The sequence below is a fragment of the Gelidibacter sediminis genome (assembly GCF_004364975.1).
GTDB lineage: Bacteria > Bacteroidota > Bacteroidia > Flavobacteriales > Flavobacteriaceae > Gelidibacter > Gelidibacter sediminis.
In genome coordinates this window covers 539,799-557,153 of record NZ_SOBW01000007.1, presented here as the reverse complement: position 1 = coordinate 557,153, position 17,355 = coordinate 539,799, and the positions used below count along the sequence as shown (strand labels likewise).

Sequence of the window (17,355 nt, the reverse complement as noted above, 5' to 3'; positions counted from 1 at the left end):
TTTATAATGAAAAAGTCTTCAAATAATTACCGCAAAACTGTATTGACCTTGATGTTGTGTTTTTCTTTACTATTAAATTCTCAAACCATAAAAGTTGCCTGTGTGGGCGATAGTGTGACCTTCGGGGCAGGAATTGAGGATCGTGAAGAAAATTCCTATCCGCAACAACTGCAAGAGCGTTTAGGTGCCAATTACAAGGTGGAGAATTTTGGATTTTCAGGGGCTACCCTACTTAAAAACGGACACAAACCCTATTGGAAGACTGCCGAATTTAGGCAATCACAAGACTTTTTACCTAACATTGTCATCATCCATTTAGGACTTAACGATCAGGGCAATAATAATTGGCCAGACCACCAGGACGACTTTGAACAGGATTATTTGGAAATGATTGCACGCTACAAAAATCTGTCCTCCAAGCCTGAAGTTATGATTTGCAAAATGACGCCCACGTTTTCTGGACACCATTGGTTTGAAGAAGGTATGCGCGAAAGTTTTAAAGACATCCAAGCGAAAATTGAACGCGTCGCCAAGAAAGCAGAAGTTCAAATTATCGATTTGCACGAGCCGCTTTATAGGTTTCCTGAATATTTTCCTGATAATTTACATCCCACTAAAGAAGGTGCTAAGGTTATCGCCGATAAAGTATATGCTGCCATTACTGGCGATTACGGCGGATTAATACTACCAGTGCTCTACGGTGAGAATATGGTGTTGCAACGTAATGAACCAATTAATTTTAATGGTACAGCTAATGCTGATGAAACTATAACTGTTCTATTTAACAAGGTTTCGAAAACAGTAAATGCTGATGTGCATGGCAAATGGCAGGTCACTTTTCCAGCAATGAAAGCCGGAGGGCCTTTTGCTTTAAAATTTGCAACGGCTAAAACATCTGTTGAAATAAAATCAGTTTATTTAGGAGAAGTGTGGTTGGCTTCGGGGCAGTCTAACATGGATTTTAAAGTCCGTGAGATGGACAATGCGGCAACGGTTTTAAAAGATTCCCTTAATCCGCAAGTGTTTTTATTCTCAATGGACGGAAAAGTGTTGTCTGACAAACCCTACACGGAAGATGAACTTAATGATTGTAATGCTGATGCGTATTTCAAGAACTCGGGATGGACCGCATCTACAACCGAGAACCTAAACGATTTTTCCGCAGTCGCCTATGCCTTCGCTTATCAACTCCAAAAGCATTTAGGAGTTCCTATCGGCATCATTAACAATGCTGTGGGTGGCGCGCCCATTCAAAGTTGGATCAGTAGGGAATCTATGGAACAGCACCCTGAAACCGTGAGTCTGCTCAATGATACCCACTTGCATCCTAAAGTGGATACTTGGGTGGCAGAGCGTGCGGCTTTAAATATGCGAGAAGTATCTAAAATTGGGGTACGGGCCAGGCATCCTTATCATCCAACAATGCTCTTTGATGCAGGAATGATGCCCATCAGAGATTACAAAATTAAAGGGGTCATCTGGTACCAAGGCGAATCCAATACCGAGCATGTCAACTTGCATTCAAAATTATTTAAATTGTTGGTAGCCGATTGGCGTAGCCATTTCAAAAACCCGGAGTTGCCATTTTATTATGTGCAGTTGAGCAGTATCCATCGCACAAATTGGGGAGAATTTAGAAATTCGCAACGCCTATTATTGGAAATTCCAAATACAGGCATGGCGGTCAGTTTGGATGTGGGACATGCATCCGATGTGCATCCAAAACACAAATGGGTTGTGGGAGAGCGCCTTTCTAAAATAGCACTTCATAAAACTTATGCTGTTGAAATTCCATTTTCTGGACCACTATTAGACTTTGTAAACGTCAATAAAAATAGGTTAGAAGTCCATTTTAAACACGGACAAGGTTTAAAAATTCTAGGAAACACTTCAGTAAATGATATTTATATTGCAGGACCTGACAGGAAATTTGTTCCCGCACAAAGTAAAATCGTGAATGACGTCTTGCAGGTTTGGTCCCCGGAAATTGAAACCCCTCGCTTTGTAAGATATGGGTATACTTCCTTTTCCAACGGAAATTTAGTCAATAGTGCTAATTTGCCAGCATCCACATTTTCAAATAGTATTAATTAAATAAAATATATAACCATGAAAATAAAATTTCTTTTAATTGTTTTAGTCTTTGGTTTCGCTACGCAAAGTAAGGCGCAAAAATTTGAAAATTTAGCACCAACGCCACCAATGGGTTGGAATAGTTGGAACAGTTTTGAATGTGAAGGTGTAAATGAAACTGTCATTAAGGAAATGGCTGATGCAATGGTGGATAGAGGGCTTAAGGCCGCAGGGTATGAATATATAGTTATTGACGATTGCTGGCAGATAGGTCGGGATGATGACGGCTATATCATAGTAGATAAGGAGAAATTTCCATCAGGGATTAAAAGTTTAGCGGATTATGTGCATTCTAAGGGCTTGAAATTCGGAATTTATTCTGATGCGGGTACAAAAACCTGTGCTGGGCGTCCTGGAAGTAAAGGATTTGAAATGCAAGATGCAGAAACTTATGCCAAATGGGGTGTTGATTATTTAAAATACGATTGGTGCTTTACGGAAGGCCAAGATGCCATTGCATCCTATACGCTAATGAGAGACGCGCTATATAAAGCGGGCCGACCTATTGTATTTAGCCTGTGCGAATGGGGTGAAAACAAACCATGGGAATGGGGTAAGGAAGTGGGGCACTTATGGCGTACGACCTTAGATATTGATATGAATGGTCGCTATGACGGTAATATTTGGGGGAATTTGATAGGATGGTCGGACTTGGTTGACATGCAAGTTGGCTTAGAAAAATATGCGGGACCGGGCCATTGGAATGATCCGGATATGTTAGCTGTTGGCAACAATGGGATGCCTGAAAACGAAGCTAGAGCACATTTTAGCATGTGGTGTATGTTGGCGGCACCTTTAATGGCAGGCAACGATTTGCGAACAATGAATGCTACGGATCAGCATATTTTAACCCATAAGGGATTATTAGAAGTCAATCAGGATGTGTTGGGAAAACAAGGGTTTAAAATTGTCGATCTTGGAAATTTTGAAATTTGGCAAAAACCGCTTTCAAACGGCGATATTGCCATTTGCTTCTTTAATCGGGATATCACTAGCAAAACCTATGAAGTGGATTGGTCAAAAATCAACATCAAAGATTTCTCAGCAGAAAACGTTTATCAAATTAAAGATTTATGGGCAGATGAAATGATGGGCAATACAAGTTCGAAATTATCTATTGAGGTGCCTTCACGAGATGTGATTGTCTACCGATTGTCAAAAGAAAAAAAATAATGAAATTATCTATGTTTACTAAGACTCAAAAGAATGTGGGTTGTCTTGTAGCATTCTTCCTGATGGCGATGTTCCATGTATATGCGAATGCGAGCCAAAATCGAACTCTAGAGGAGAAGTATCCTATCATCCCTACGCCTCAGAAAATTGAATACGGAAAAAGTGTAGTGACCTTTAAGGCCTATCAAATGGTACACACTGATTTTATTGGTGAGTCCAATCAATTGAAATCGTTTTTTAAAAACAATGGTATTTCAGAAGCGCCAGACGGGTTGAGAATACACATGATACAGGAACATATTCCGGTTCATAATGCTGAAGAAGCCTATAAAATACAAATCGATTCCGAAATTAAAATCTGGGCCACCACTTCCAAGGGCGCATATTATGCTCTAAAAACCCTACAACAGGTGTTCAGACAGCAAGGTGATTTAGGTATCATTCCACAATTGCAGATCACTGATTGGCCTGCATTTAAAGTCAGAGGCTTTATGCACGACACCGGCCGAAATTTTCAATCGGTTGCCCAATTAAAAGAGCAGCTGGAAGTTTTGTCTCAATACAAATACAATGTATTCCACTGGCATCTAACCGACGATCCGGGATGGCGACTTGAGAGTAAGTTGTATCCGCAATTGCAGAACGAAGACGCCACCTCTCGAGGGAAAGGAAAGTTTTACACTCAAGATGATTTTAAAGAGATTTTAGCGTTTTGTAAAGCTCGGCATATCACCGTAATTCCGGAATTTGATATTCCAGGACATTCGCGTGCTTTTAGAAACGCGATGGGTTTTGAAAACATGAAAGATGTGCGGGCGCTTCCGGTTTTACTGGACTTGTTTGATGAGTTGATGGGCTTGGCAAGCGCTGAGGAGATGCCCTATATTCACATTGGTACTGATGAAGTTAGAAACAAGGAAGAATATGTTCCAGAAGGGTTTGTCAAATCCATCATGGACCGTGTAAAATCTAATGATAGAGAGTTGATTGTTTGGAAAGAAGGCATTGAAATTGAAGAAGATTCCACTTCCATCAATCAGCTATGGGCACAGCATACCCCACGTAAAGGGCATCGTTTTATCGATTCGCGCGCCAATTACATTAATCATTTAGATCCTTTTGCGGGAATGTCGCGGTTGTTTTTCCAACAGCCTACACGGCAACTTCAAAGCGATTCTTTAGCTTTGGGCGGCATTTTAGCAGCATGGCCCGATAACAATGTGGCCAAGGAACGCGATATTTTGATTCAAAACCCAATTTATCCGTCCATTGTGTTTTATGCCGATGCGATATGGAAGGGACGCGCAGAAAATAAGTTGGAGTATTGGGCGAAGCTGCCACCAGTCGGTTCAAAGGAATTGGAAGAATTTAAAGCGTTTGAAGACAAAGTCATCACGCACCGAGACCTGTTTTTTGAAGGGAAGGAATTTCAATATATACGTCAGACGAATTTTGAATGGAATGTCATTGGGCCGTTTAAACATAATGGCAATGTAAACCTGCGATTCCCTGTTGAAGATTCTCTGGTTGCCTCCTACAACATAGACAAAAAAGAATATTCATGGTCTCAACCTATTGTTGGTGGCACGACTCATTTTAAACATTTTTTCGGATTTCCAGCAGTAACAACGGAACAGACAGGAACTTTTTATGCCTATACCGAGATTTATGCGCCTGATGATCGGGTGCAGGATTTTTGGATAGGGTTTCAAGGCTGGTCGCGTTCCGGCGGAAGACGTGTGGGGCCATTTCCTGATCAAGGGCAATGGCATACCACTAATCCTAAGATTTGGGTGAATGGTCTAGCAATAGCACCGCCTGTTTGGAAGCAACCCAATTTAGGTACCCGAACAGACGAGATCCCATTTATCGACGAAGATTATTTTTTTAGAGCACCTACTAAAATAGCCCTAAAAAAAGGTTGGAATAAAGTGCTGTTGAAAATTCCTCAAGACAAGAATTCATGGAAATGGATGTTCACCTGTGTGCCAATACATCTAGAGAATGGTGCAGTTAAAGAGGTAAAGGACTTAAAGTTCAGAGCTATTTTTAATTCAAAGCCAAAGGTCTCGGTTACTGAATTCCCTAAAGATAATCAGCTCTATGCAAGAGATGCGACTAACAATGCCACGATAACTGTTTCTGGAATAGCGGATAGCACTGTGGATAGTCTCATTGTAAAAGTGCATCGCGACAAAAATGTGGTTACACGGGAGGCCTTTAAAGCCAACGGCGCTTTTTCAATTCCCTTAAAAATAGAAGCCCTTAAGCATAACTACACCGTAGAATTATTTCAAAAAAAAAAGGACTAGAAACACTTATTAAACGAGCAACCCATGTCACGGCTGGGGATGTTTATGTGCTACACGGACAATCGAATGCTTGGGCAATAGATTACGACAACGTTTATAACGATAACAATTTGCCAGAAGATGCCCATTGGGTGCGGACTATTGGCGCCATGCATGTGTACAATAGACCGGCTATGTATCCAGAAGCCGAAAATACCAATTGGTATGTGGCCAGTGGCAAAGCTCCGGATATTCGTGGCGGCATACAACTTGTAGGCAACGGCATGGTGGGAGTGTTGGGATTGAATATTGGTTTGAATTTAGTGGCATCTCAAAATGTGCCCATCGCCATCATTAACGGTGCAGGTGGGGGTGGTGCCATTGCATCCTATCAAAAAAATGATTCAGGTTTAAATGCAGCTTACGGGCGATTGCAGCACAGATTAGAAGCATCAGGACTTAAACTTCACATTAAAGCATTTATTTGGAATCAAGGGGAAGGTAATGCGGGCGATGCTGTGTCTGATTATAAAAACGCGCTTTATCAATTGTATAAAAACCTCAGTTCAGATTATACGTTTGAAAAATTTTATCTGGTACAAACTCCACCAGGATGTAGCGCATCAAGCGGACATCAAACAGTAAGAGAGGCGCAACGACAATTTGCTGCAGAACATTTAGCAGTGAAAATCATTACGCGTCATGGCTTCCCTGAAAATCCTTTGTTTGATGGTAACTATTTTTTGTCAGACGCCTGCCATTACCACGCGCATGGATATGAGATGTTGGCGGAGTGGATTTCAAATATGGCAAAATATGATTTTTATAATGGCACGGTAGACTATCAAGCGCCGCAACTTGTGCGTGTAATACGAGAATCGGGTAAATCTTTAAGTATCGAATTTGATAAGCCTATTGCCGTTCAACCAGACCTAAAAGTGGATGGTATTGTGTATTCCGTAAAAGACCAATTGTTTGCAATCAATTCTAAAAAAATCATATCAATTTCTGAGTTGAAAGTCGATTCAAAAAACAATAAAATACTTCGAATAACCTTTAAGGGAAAACGCCTTACAAAAGGTGCTGTGATTACTTATGTATTAGGAGATACCTATCCAGATACTAAAGAGCCTTACCGTGGACCATGGCTTGTAGACGCAGACACAGGTGTGGGAGCGGTAGGTTTTATTAAAACAATTGACTAAAGTTGATGTCTTCCGGAACTTAAGTGTGTATTATAGTCTAATTATTAGCGCATTAAATATTTACTGTAGTTGTGACAGATTATTTGAGATTGCTGAGGAAACTGTAATAAAATATTGCATTATGTATAACATAATGCAATATTTTTTATATTTTTGAGAAACCAAATATTATAAGTATGATTAAAATTTACTCAAAAGCAATTTGCGTAATAGGCGCATTACTAGCAGTAAGCATGTCTTATGCCCAGTACTGCACTCCGGCCGTATCGGCCTCTGCAACAAGTTTTTTAAACAACTTAAAGCTCTCAACAACATCAGATGCTACGGGTGATTTATTGAATCGTCCATCATCTAACGTTGGCTACGAAAATATTACAGATACTGATATTGTATTGATCTCTAATACGGCGTATACATTTAATTTTGGCGTGGGAGACCCAACTTTAGCGGCCTATAAGCGCATTCACGTGTGGATTGACATGAATGGGGATGGCGATTTTGAAGATGATGGAGAGTTGACCTTTAGTTGGTCAGCTGCTAATCAGTCTGCAGACCTTAAATTTTCCAACAAAAATATCGGGCCTGTCATCGTTGAAGGCGAAACAAGAATGCGCGTTGCGATGGTGGCATCAGATGCCGCTATAGATGCCATATCACCTTGTGATGGATTTTCAGGAGGAGAAGTAGAAGATTACAAAATCAGTCTATACTTAACACCACCACCCACGTATTGTCAGCCAACTGTACCAGCTTCTACAACAAGCTATATTAATAACCTAAAAGTTTCAACTACCTCAGAAGCTACAGGAGATTTGTTGAATCGATCCTCTATAAATACAGGGTATGAGTATATTACAGATTCTGGGCTCTCATTAATGTCAAATACCGCCTATACATTTAACTTGGGGGTAGCTGATGCGGCGCTAACCTCAAATAAAAGGGTTCACGTGTGGATTGACATGAATGGTGATGGCGATTTTATGGATGCGGGTGAACTTATGTTTAGTTGGACAGGTGCAAATGTGTCATCAGATCTTAAATTTTCAAATAAAAATATTGGTCCCGTTGTAGTTGCTGGGCCAACTAGAATGCGTGTAGCCATGGTTGCTTCAGATGCGGCCATAGATCCTATTTCACCCTGTGATGACTTTTCGGGCGGTGAGGTGGAAGATTATAAAATAACCCTTCAAGTGCCTGACACGAGTACCTGTGATGCAACTTCAATGACTGCTTCAACGACAAGTTTTATTAATTACATGAAAATTACTGAAGTTACTGACGGCGATATGCTAAATCACACTTCAGGAAACGTTGGTTATGAAAACATAACCGATAGTAATGTGCCTTTAACGGCGGAGCAATCTTATAGGTTTAACTTTGGAATAGGGAATCCTGGTGGTGCCGCAAATAAACGTGTCCATATATGGATTGATAAAAATCAAGATGGCGATTTTATAGATGCTGGTGAAGAAATTTTTAATTGGACAGGAGCAAATACTACCGCTGATCTTCAATTTTCTGGTAAATCAATTGGTGCTTTCAGTGTGTTGGGTAGCACAACCATGCGTGTTGCGATGCGCTCGTCAGATTCAACTATTCCTTCATTATCACCTTGTGAAGCTTTTACAGATGGTGAAGTTGAAGATTATGCTATTGTTGTGCAAGCTGCAATACCACCATTCGAATCATTGACCGCTGAAGTGGAGCATGATTTATTTGTAGGAGATCAGGTGGCTTATTCAACCAATGGAACACCACATACGTATAGAATTCCTTCACTTGTTACTACCACCAGTGGAACCTTGTTGGCTATAACTGATGCGCGTTACGAAAATGCTTCAGATGTACCTGGAGATATTGATCTACAATTGAGACGAAGTACTGACAACGGGACCACTTGGGGTAGCGCAATCACGATTAATACCGTGCATGGTGGCGACGCTTGTACCGTTGTTGATAAAGAGACTGGCCGCATCTTTATATTTTATGCCTATTCAGAATATCAAGGAATATTTGGTTCAAATGGCGACCCAGACAGTCCAAATACCCTTAGATCTCAGTATGTGTACAGTGATGATGACGGCCTAACCTGGTCAGCGCCGGTTGATTTAACAGCAGCATTATATAAATCAGGAGATAAATCGTATTGGGCATCTGCAGGTACGGGAATACAACTTAGAAACGGAACCTTAGTTATTCCAATTGGCGTTGTGAGAGCGGGTAATGAAATTTATGGTGCACTTATATATAGTACAGACCATGGCGCAACATGGAACAGGTCAGCTACCAATAGTTTTAATAGGTTTGATGAAAACACTATTGTCGAATTAAATGATGGTAGAATTATGATCAATTCACGAAACCACTACGGTACAGGAAGACGTTTGGTAACCTATACCTCAGATCTAGGAACTACTTGGGAGCCTTATAGTTTTGATGCAGCATTGATAGATCCTATTTGTCAAGGTAATATTATAAGGTATACCTCTACTCTAGACGGCTATGAAAAAGACAGAATTCTTTTTAGTAACCCGGCGAGTACATCTGGTAGGAAAAATGGGGCCTTAAGAATTAGTTATGATGAAGGGCAAACTTGGGCCCATACCAAATTATACCAGCCTGGATTTTCTGCATATTCCTCAACAACCATTTTGCAGGATGGTAAAATAGGGTTATTGTATGAATCAGATAATTATACTAAAATTAAATTTAAAAGATTTAGTCTAGAAGACTTAACTGATAATACCGATTCATTTAAGGCATTAAGTGTTAATGATCTCAAAACTTCAAATAAGCGCGCCATGCTATATCCTAATCCTGTAAAAAACAGGTTGCATTTGGGCATAACAATGCCATCAGAAGTTAAAATCTATAATATGGTTGGTAAACTTGTGTATAAGGAAGAGGTAAGTTTGGAGCGTAAAACATTGGACGTATCATTCTTGAATAATGGGCTTTATTTCATAAATATTAAAAATGATTCAGGTATACATAATTTTAAAATTATCAAAAACTAATGCCAAAAAATTCATAGAACGCATATCAATTTTAATATAAACATCAATAGAAAATCATCCTTATAATTTAAGGGTGATTTTTTTTTTATGAATTCAGAAAACATTCCGTGCTGTAAGACGACGTTTATTCTACACTAATTGATAAAAATTTGGTAGTAAGTTTTGACGAATTATTATCCCGCTTCTGCTGAATCAGATTAAGTATTTTAGGAGTAGAAGGAGGGGCTCAATATAACCTTTAAGTCTTTTGCGAATGCGAGATTTTTAGGTAATTCGGTTAATTGCTGCCATAATCATAAAATTTCAGCTTAATAATTTTATTTTCGGTAATAATCTCAGCCATAAAACCTGTTAAGAGTTCCCAACTCCCTTGCAAAAATGTCATTAGTCGAAAAAATTTATTAATGACGAATATTTTGCAGTCATTTAAAGTGTTAAATTAAACTTAAAATAAAATTATGACAAGAAAGGTACTTAATTTACTGTTTGTGTTAGGGGTTCTTTGCACTTATGGTATGCAAGCACAAACAACAGTAAAAGGTGTTGTTGTTGATGCTACGAGCAACTTGGGACTTCCGGGGGTTAGTGTGGTAATAAAAGGCACATCTAAGGGGGTAACAACAGATTTTGATGGTAATTACAGTATTGAAGTATCCGATGCTGCAAGCATTTTACAATTTTCATACATTGGGTTTACTACGCAAGAAATTGCTGTTAATGGTCAAAGCACCATCAACGTTAGTCTTGTAGAAGATGTAAGTCAATTGGATGAGGTGGTTGTAACTGCCCTTGGCATTAAGCGCGAGCGTAAATCTTTAGGGTATGCGGTTCAAGAAGTTAAGGGTGATGCCTTGACTGAAGCAAGAGAAACTAACGTAGTCAATGCTTTATCAGGTAAGGTTGCGGGAGTTCAGGTTATTAAAGGAAGTAATGGTCCTGCAAGTTCATCTAAAATTGTTTTAAGAGGTAACAGCTCTCTAACAGGAGATAACCAACCCTTAATAGTGGTAGATGGGATTCCGATGGATAACTTTACGGGTGCAGACAATACTGATTTCTTTAACCCGTCTCAGGATATGGGTAACGGATTGGGAGATTTAAACCCAGATGACATTGAAACCATGACGGTTTTAAAAGGTGCTTCTGCTGCGGCATTGTACGGGTCTCGTGCAGGTAACGGGGTCATCTTAATAACTACTAAAACAGGTAAATCAAGAAAAGGTTTAGGGATTACATTCTCTGCAACTACTGGATTTGAAAGTTTATTTATTGAGCCTGATACGCAAAAATCATTCGGACAAGGTAGTGAGGGTGTTTATGGAAATCAATCTACTACTAGTTGGGGGCCTAAAATTGAAGGACAGACTGTAACAGATTGGAAAGGAGATCAAACTACTTTACGGGCTTATGATAATTTAGGAAACTATTACAAAGGCGGTTTTAATCAAACCTATAGTATCTCTTTCCAACAACAGGTATCTGAAGGGACTTCATTATACTCATCAGCAAATTACTTAAATGATGACAGTAATATTCCAGGATCTACATTAGAGCGTTTAAATTTAATGACAAGAGCAGTCTCAAAATTTGGTGAGGACAAAAAATGGACTACAGATGTTAAAGTTCAATATATAAACGCAAAAGCTGGTAACAGACCTCTAAATGGAAGCAACGTCAATAATGCTTTTGGTACTATAGCACGTTTGCCTGTATCATTGGATATTACACAGTTTGAAAACAGTTCTGACGAATTCGGAAACATGAGATGGTATTTAGATGAAAACGCTGAAAATCCATACTGGTCCGTAAAAAACAGATTAAGTAATGATGCGAGAGATCGTTTCCTTTTGAATGGATCTTTAAAGTATGAATTTAATGATTGGTTAAGTTCTGAAATTAAAGCAGGGGCTGATTTGTATACTACGACATCAGAATCTAAATTATATTCTGGAAGCCCAGGAAATAATACAGGAAGATATGGATTTGGTAAAGATTCATTTATTGAAACAAACTACAGTTTTTTAGTGTTGGCTAGTCAAGATGACGTTGTTGGGAAGTTTGGTGGCGCATTTACCTTGGGTGGTAACTTAATGGCAAGACGGGCAAATAACATTAGTGGTAGTTCAGGAGAACTTGTGGTGCCTAATTTATTTTCATTAAATAATGGCGTTAACAGTCCGGGTGTAAGTCAGAGTTCCTCTGAAAGAAGAACCAATTCTCTTTACGGAACGTTCCAAATTAACTATGACGGGTATTTGTTTGTAGATTTTACAGGTCGTAATGACTGGTCTTCAACATTAAGTAAAGACAACAGATCTTTCTTTTATCCATCAGTGAGTACCTCATTCGTATTTACAGAAATGATCACAAAAGGTGGGTCAGAATTGCCAAGCTGGTTAACCTTTGGTAAAATTAGAGCATCATATGCAACAGTTGGTAATGATTTAGGTCCTTATGAATTGTATAATTTCTATTCCATTGGTACGGATCCAAATGGAAATACAACTGCAGGTACAAATAGCACGCTATATAATCCTGATTTAAGAAGTGAGTTAATCAAATCTAAGGAAGTTGGTTTTGAAGGTCGTTTCTTAAATAATCGTTTGGCTTTAGACTTTGCTTGGTACCAATCTAATGCCACCAACCAATTGATTTCATTACCTCTAGATCCATTAAGCGGGTACAACGCTAAGAAAGTAAATGCTGGAGATGTGCAAAACAGAGGTTTTGAATTGGCACTTCGTGGCAAAATCTTTCACAACCCAGAAGGTTTCAATTGGGAATCAAGTATCAATTATTCTAAAAACGAAAACACTATTGAAAGTTTATCTGAAGACGTTACACAATACGGCTTAGGAGGCTTCGATAACCTATCTGTTTTAGCTATAGAAGGCGGTGGATATGGTGAGATTTGGGGAACAAGATATTCTAGAGTACAAGATGAATCAAGCCCAAACTTTGGTAAAATAATTGTTGATGGAGACGGTTTGCCTACTGCAAGCAGTGAGAAATTCAAAATTGGAGACCAACAGCCAGATGCTATGCTTGGTTTTTCAAACACTTTTACTTATAAAAACTTATCTCTAGGACTTTTAATTGATGCACGTATAGGTGGCGACATTTTCTCCGGATCAAACCACGCCTTACAGCGTTCAGGTAATGCAGCTGTTACTGTTGTCAATGGAGAACGAAATGACATTGTTGTTGATGGTGTTGTAAGTGATGGCAATGGTGGCTTCACAGCTAATACTACCGCTGTTTCACCACAACGTTACTGGGAAGCTATTACAGGAAGATCAGGAAATTTAGGTATCAATGAGGCAAATATTTATGATGCAACTAACGTTAGATTAAGAAACGTTAACTTAAACTACACAGTTCCAACAAAGTGGTTAGGAAATTCTGGACTTCAAAGTGCAAAAGTTGGTCTTTCGGCTAATAATGTATGGATGATAAAAAATAACTTGAACGGCATTGATCCAGAATCTGTTTTTGCAACATCAACAAATGCAACAGGTTTTGAATATCTATCATCACCTACAACAAGTAGTGTGTTCTTAAACGTATCGTTAAGTTTCTAAATTTTAAAAGAATTAATTATGAAGAAAATATTAAAAAAAGCAAGCTTGATGGGTGGAGTGCTGATGGCATTCTTATCATGTTCTGAGTTTGAAGAAATAAACGTTAACCCGGTCGCGGCAAATGAAGACCAAGTGCAAATAGAATATTTTATTAATAGTTCTATTGGAGGTGCACAGCAGAACCCTCACATTTCAGAACGTGTATTCGTCTTATATTGGGATGATGCTGGTAGAATGACTAGGGTAGGAACATTGTCTCAAGGCTTTCAAAGTGATGGCTGGACAAGTGATTATTTTAACGGATATGTATCATCTTGGTTGAGAAATATCAATGCCGGAATTAAGGTAGCTGAAGCACAAATTGAATCAGGGTCTTATAGAGAGCATACTCCAAATCTTAAAGAGGTTGCAAGAATTTGGCGCGCTTATGTAATGAGTGAAATGACGGATAACTTTGGTCCAATTCCAATTAATGGATTCCAAGGCGAAAATCCTCAATACAGTGATGTTAAAGAAGTGTACTATTACATGCTTCAAGAATTGAAAGAAGCAACTAATGCTTTAGATCTTGAGGTTTCAAACCCAAATAATGCATTGAAAAAATTAGATCCAGCTTATGGATATGATTATGCAAAATGGAAAAAGTACGGTAACTCTTTAAGAATGCGTTTAGCAATGCGTTTATCTGAAGTTGATGCTGCAAAAGCACAATCAGAATTTGAAAGTGCCGTAGCAGATGGCTTTATTATGGAGGCTGCTGATAACTTTAAAGTAAAAGAAGTTGGTGGGTGGAATGATTATACCGGAGTTATGACAAGAGAATGGTGGGATCATGAAGTTTCAGCAACCCTTAATAACTTAATGATTGGCTTGGGAGGAATTCCGTCTGCTGATCAATTGTCTGCTGACAAGCACCAATATATTAAACCGGCCAATTATATGGGGTTAAAGTTTGATAATCATTTTACAACAAAAACCAATGACCCTTCTGCAGGTTTCTTTTTTGATGGACTGCACAACAAAATTGACCCTAGAGCTTATGATTTATTTGTGATACCAGGCGATTTTGCCAATCCAGAATTTAACTCATACCCATCTTGGACAAATGGAGCTAGAACAACCAAAAGAACACTTCTTGATGATGCTGATAATGTGGTCAAGGAAATTGACGCTGCGTTTACATGGAACGCCTATACTGCTGGTAGCTGGGGCACAAAAGGAGCTAAAAATAAAGTATACGGTTATACAGGCACCTTACCACGTTTAGCTAATAAGTACAGAAATAGTTCTAACGAAAGAATTTTCTTTGCATCATGGGAGTCCTACTTCTTAATTGCAGAGGCTTCAATAAGAGGATGGAGTGTGCCAATGAGTGGAAAAGAAGCTTACGAGCAAGGAATTGCTGATAGTTTTGCATACAATGGTGTATCTGATCAATTAGGTGCATATATTTCTTCTGAAGATTATAATAGGGTAGGAACTTCAGTAAGTTGGGGTCATACAGCTGAACCGCCAGCAACAGTCACAATGACGTACAAAGATGGATACACTGGTGCTACAGGAACGCATACATTAAAATACCCTGAGAATACTATCTACAAGAATGGTACGGTAAAAAATGATCTTTTAACTAAGATCATCACTCAAAAGTTTATTGCTCAAACGCCTTGGTTACCTTTGGAAACATGGAGTGACCATAGAAGATTAGGGTTACCATTCTTTGAGAATCCTGCTATTGAAACGCCTTTAACAAACATGCCACAATTAACACCATCCAATTATATGACCAATCGTGTTGATTTTTATGGGCAACGTTTAAAATACCCATCTAACTTTGGAAGTAATATTCCAGCTGGTTATAGTCAGGCTGTTGAAAAATTAGGTGGTGAAGATTCAGTATTTACCCCATTATGGTGGGCAAAAAAACAGTAACACTGTAAGATTTTTCATTTTCATTTTTAATGTTAGTCAAAAGAGGGAGCGCCATTATGGTTCTCCCTTTTTTTTTTGCTAATTTTTAATAAATGATCAATTTTAAGTGGGTATGCCCGATAAATCGTATGCGGTTGTTTAATATAAAATGTATTTAAATTGAGGAGTTTAGAATTTTAGCTTTCACTTCGTCAATATAGGAGCGCCCTATACTGTATCTCATGCCATCAATTTCAATACTGTTGCCTTCTACGGCGTCAATTTTACTGATGGAAATGGTAAACGATCTGTGTATTCTTATAAAGTCAGAAGCTGGTAGTAAATCAGTAAAGTCTGACAGGGTGCTATGAATCATAAACCGACCATTGGTAGTGGTGATTTTTAGATAGTCTTTTTGGCTTTCAATCACTAAAATTTCGTCCAAAAATACTTTTTTCATCTTTTTCTTGTCAATTTTAAGAAAAAGGTAAGGTCTCGTATGACCAATATCGGTAGGAGATTGATTGATATTTAATCTTCTGTAAACCTTATTTAATGCATTCATAAATCGAGGAAACTCTATGGGTTTTACCAGATAATCAAGTACATCGAGGGCGTAGGTTTCCACCGCGTATTCAGTATATGCTGTGGTTACAATAATCAGTGGCGGTTCTTTTAAACTTTTTATAAAACTGAGGCCGTCTAAAATTGGCATACCAATATCCAAAAAGATCACATCAACCTTATGATGCTTTAAAAAATTTAAACCATCAATAGCATTGTTGAACGTATTCACCAGTTCTATGTCTTCAATCTTTTGTAAATAATTTTTAATGACATTAATTGCTAACGGTTCATCATCAATAACCAAACATTGTATCTTCATAACACTTTTTTAAATACCCCCTTGTAATGAGGGCAACATGAGTTCTACGCGGTCACCTTAATTTTAAGATGAATGGTAAAGGTTTCCTCATCGCTTTTAATATTAAGCTCATAATCCTTTTTTTCATACCCTAAACTTAATCTTTTTTTAACATTCTCTAAGCCTATTCCGCTAGATTGATTGAACTTGTTAGGTAACATTTGCTCTGAGGGCAGTGGATTGATAATAGTAAAATAAAGAAAATCACCTTCCACATTAATATTTATATCCACCGTAACTAAACCTATATTTTTACTTACACCATGTTTAAACGCATTTTCTACAAAGGTAAGTAGCAAAATGGGCGCTATTGTTTTATCTTGAATATCTCCTGAAATGCACATGTTTACTTTTAGGAGCTCATCGTGCCTGATTTTTTCTAGATCTAAGTAATTTTGAATACAAAGAATTTCATTTTGTAAAGATTGCCGTTCATGCTTTGTCTCGTAAAGCAGGTAACGCATCAATTCAGAAAGTCTTAATATAATTTTGGGTGTTTTATTAGATTTTTCTAAGGCAAGAGAATGGATGTTATTCAACGTATTAAAGAAAAAATGCGGTGAAATTTGCGATTTTAAAAACAGTAATTCGGTTTCGAGTTGTGCCTTTTCCAAATCGGCAACCCGCTTGTGTTCTTTAAGAAAATCAAGGGTAACTTTAATGGCAGTGACAAATGTAACCACATATAATTCGCCAATCATCATGTCTATCACGTAATTGAGCGTCAATGTATTAATAGGATTGGGTCCTTCTGGCCAAACCTCGTTACTGATCAAAAAATAGGTGAGATTAAACTTGGCCAGCACCATTAAAAAAATGGCAGATAAAATTAAGATCACAAATGAAATGTACTTCTTTTTGAACAAAAACATGGGCATCAAAAAGTAGATGTTGAAATAACATAAGGTAATATGTATGGGAAACCCGAGAAGGTTTGTTTTTAATGAATACACGTAATCATCAAAGTAACTTCCCCATCTAAAAGTGTTAAATAAGAAATAAACAGACCAAAAAATAATATGGTGCCAAAAGGAGATTCTATAGAGTCTGTTGGATTTTATGTTCATTAATGAAAATCTTTTGTGATGTTCAGGAGAGTTAACGTGTCGTCCGTCTAAT

9 protein-coding genes are annotated in these 17,355 nt (G+C 38.2%); 7 read left to right on the top strand and 2 right to left on the bottom strand.

Features of this window, described 5'->3' with window-relative positions; all coding sequences use genetic code 11:
* Positions 1 to 6: 6 nt before the first annotated feature.
* The 7 genes from BXY82_RS02300 (at position 7) to BXY82_RS02270 (ending at position 15,332) form a co-directional block, all read left to right on the top strand.
* Positions 7 to 2,094, top strand: coding sequence for a GDSL-type esterase/lipase family protein (locus BXY82_RS02300; protein WP_133756563.1), 2,088 nt, complete (start codon positions 7 to 9; stop codon positions 2,092 to 2,094).
* 15 nt (positions 2,095 to 2,109) lie between these two features.
* Entirely contained in the window at positions 2,110 to 3,306 is a 1,197-nt protein-coding gene (locus BXY82_RS02295) for a glycoside hydrolase family 27 protein (protein ID WP_133756562.1), read from the top strand.
* Positions 3,306 to 5,618, top strand: coding sequence for a family 20 glycosylhydrolase (locus tag BXY82_RS02290; RefSeq protein ID WP_133756561.1), 2,313 nt, complete (start codon positions 3,306 to 3,308; stop codon positions 5,616 to 5,618). Before BXY82_RS02295 ends, BXY82_RS02290 begins: the two co-directional genes overlap by 1 nt.
* A 47-nt stretch (positions 5,619 to 5,665) precedes the next feature.
* The gene (locus BXY82_RS02285; RefSeq protein ID WP_166643242.1) at positions 5,666 to 6,802 is read left to right on the top strand and encodes a sialate O-acetylesterase; all 1,137 of its coding nucleotides are present in this window, start codon (positions 5,666 to 5,668) and stop codon (positions 6,800 to 6,802) included.
* 176 nt (positions 6,803 to 6,978) lie between these two features.
* Complete coding sequence (locus tag BXY82_RS02280; RefSeq protein ID WP_133756559.1) at positions 6,979 to 9,819, top strand: GEVED domain-containing protein; 2,841 nt, start codon at positions 6,979 to 6,981, stop codon at positions 9,817 to 9,819.
* A gap of 458 nt (positions 9,820 to 10,277) precedes the next feature.
* A complete protein-coding gene (locus tag BXY82_RS02275; RefSeq protein WP_133756558.1) occupies positions 10,278 to 13,400 on the top strand; it encodes a SusC/RagA family TonB-linked outer membrane protein in 3,123 nt (1,040 codons plus the stop codon).
* Between the two features lie 18 nt (positions 13,401 to 13,418).
* Positions 13,419 to 15,332 (top strand): SusD/RagB family nutrient-binding outer membrane lipoprotein, encoded by a 1,914-nt coding sequence (locus BXY82_RS02270; RefSeq protein ID WP_133756557.1) that lies wholly within the window; start codon positions 13,419 to 13,421, stop codon positions 15,330 to 15,332.
* A 154-nt stretch (positions 15,333 to 15,486) separates the two neighbouring features.
* On the opposite strand, the gene BXY82_RS02265 is transcribed toward BXY82_RS02270, so the two are convergent.
* Positions 15,487 to 16,197, bottom strand: a complete 711-nt coding sequence (locus tag BXY82_RS02265) for a LytR/AlgR family response regulator transcription factor (protein WP_133756556.1) — start codon at positions 16,195 to 16,197, stop codon at positions 15,487 to 15,489.
* Between the two features lie 44 nt (positions 16,198 to 16,241).
* Positions 16,242 to 17,303, bottom strand: a complete 1,062-nt coding sequence (locus BXY82_RS02260) for a sensor histidine kinase (protein WP_133756555.1) — start codon at positions 17,301 to 17,303, stop codon at positions 16,242 to 16,244.
* Positions 17,304 to 17,355: the final 52 nt, after the last annotated feature.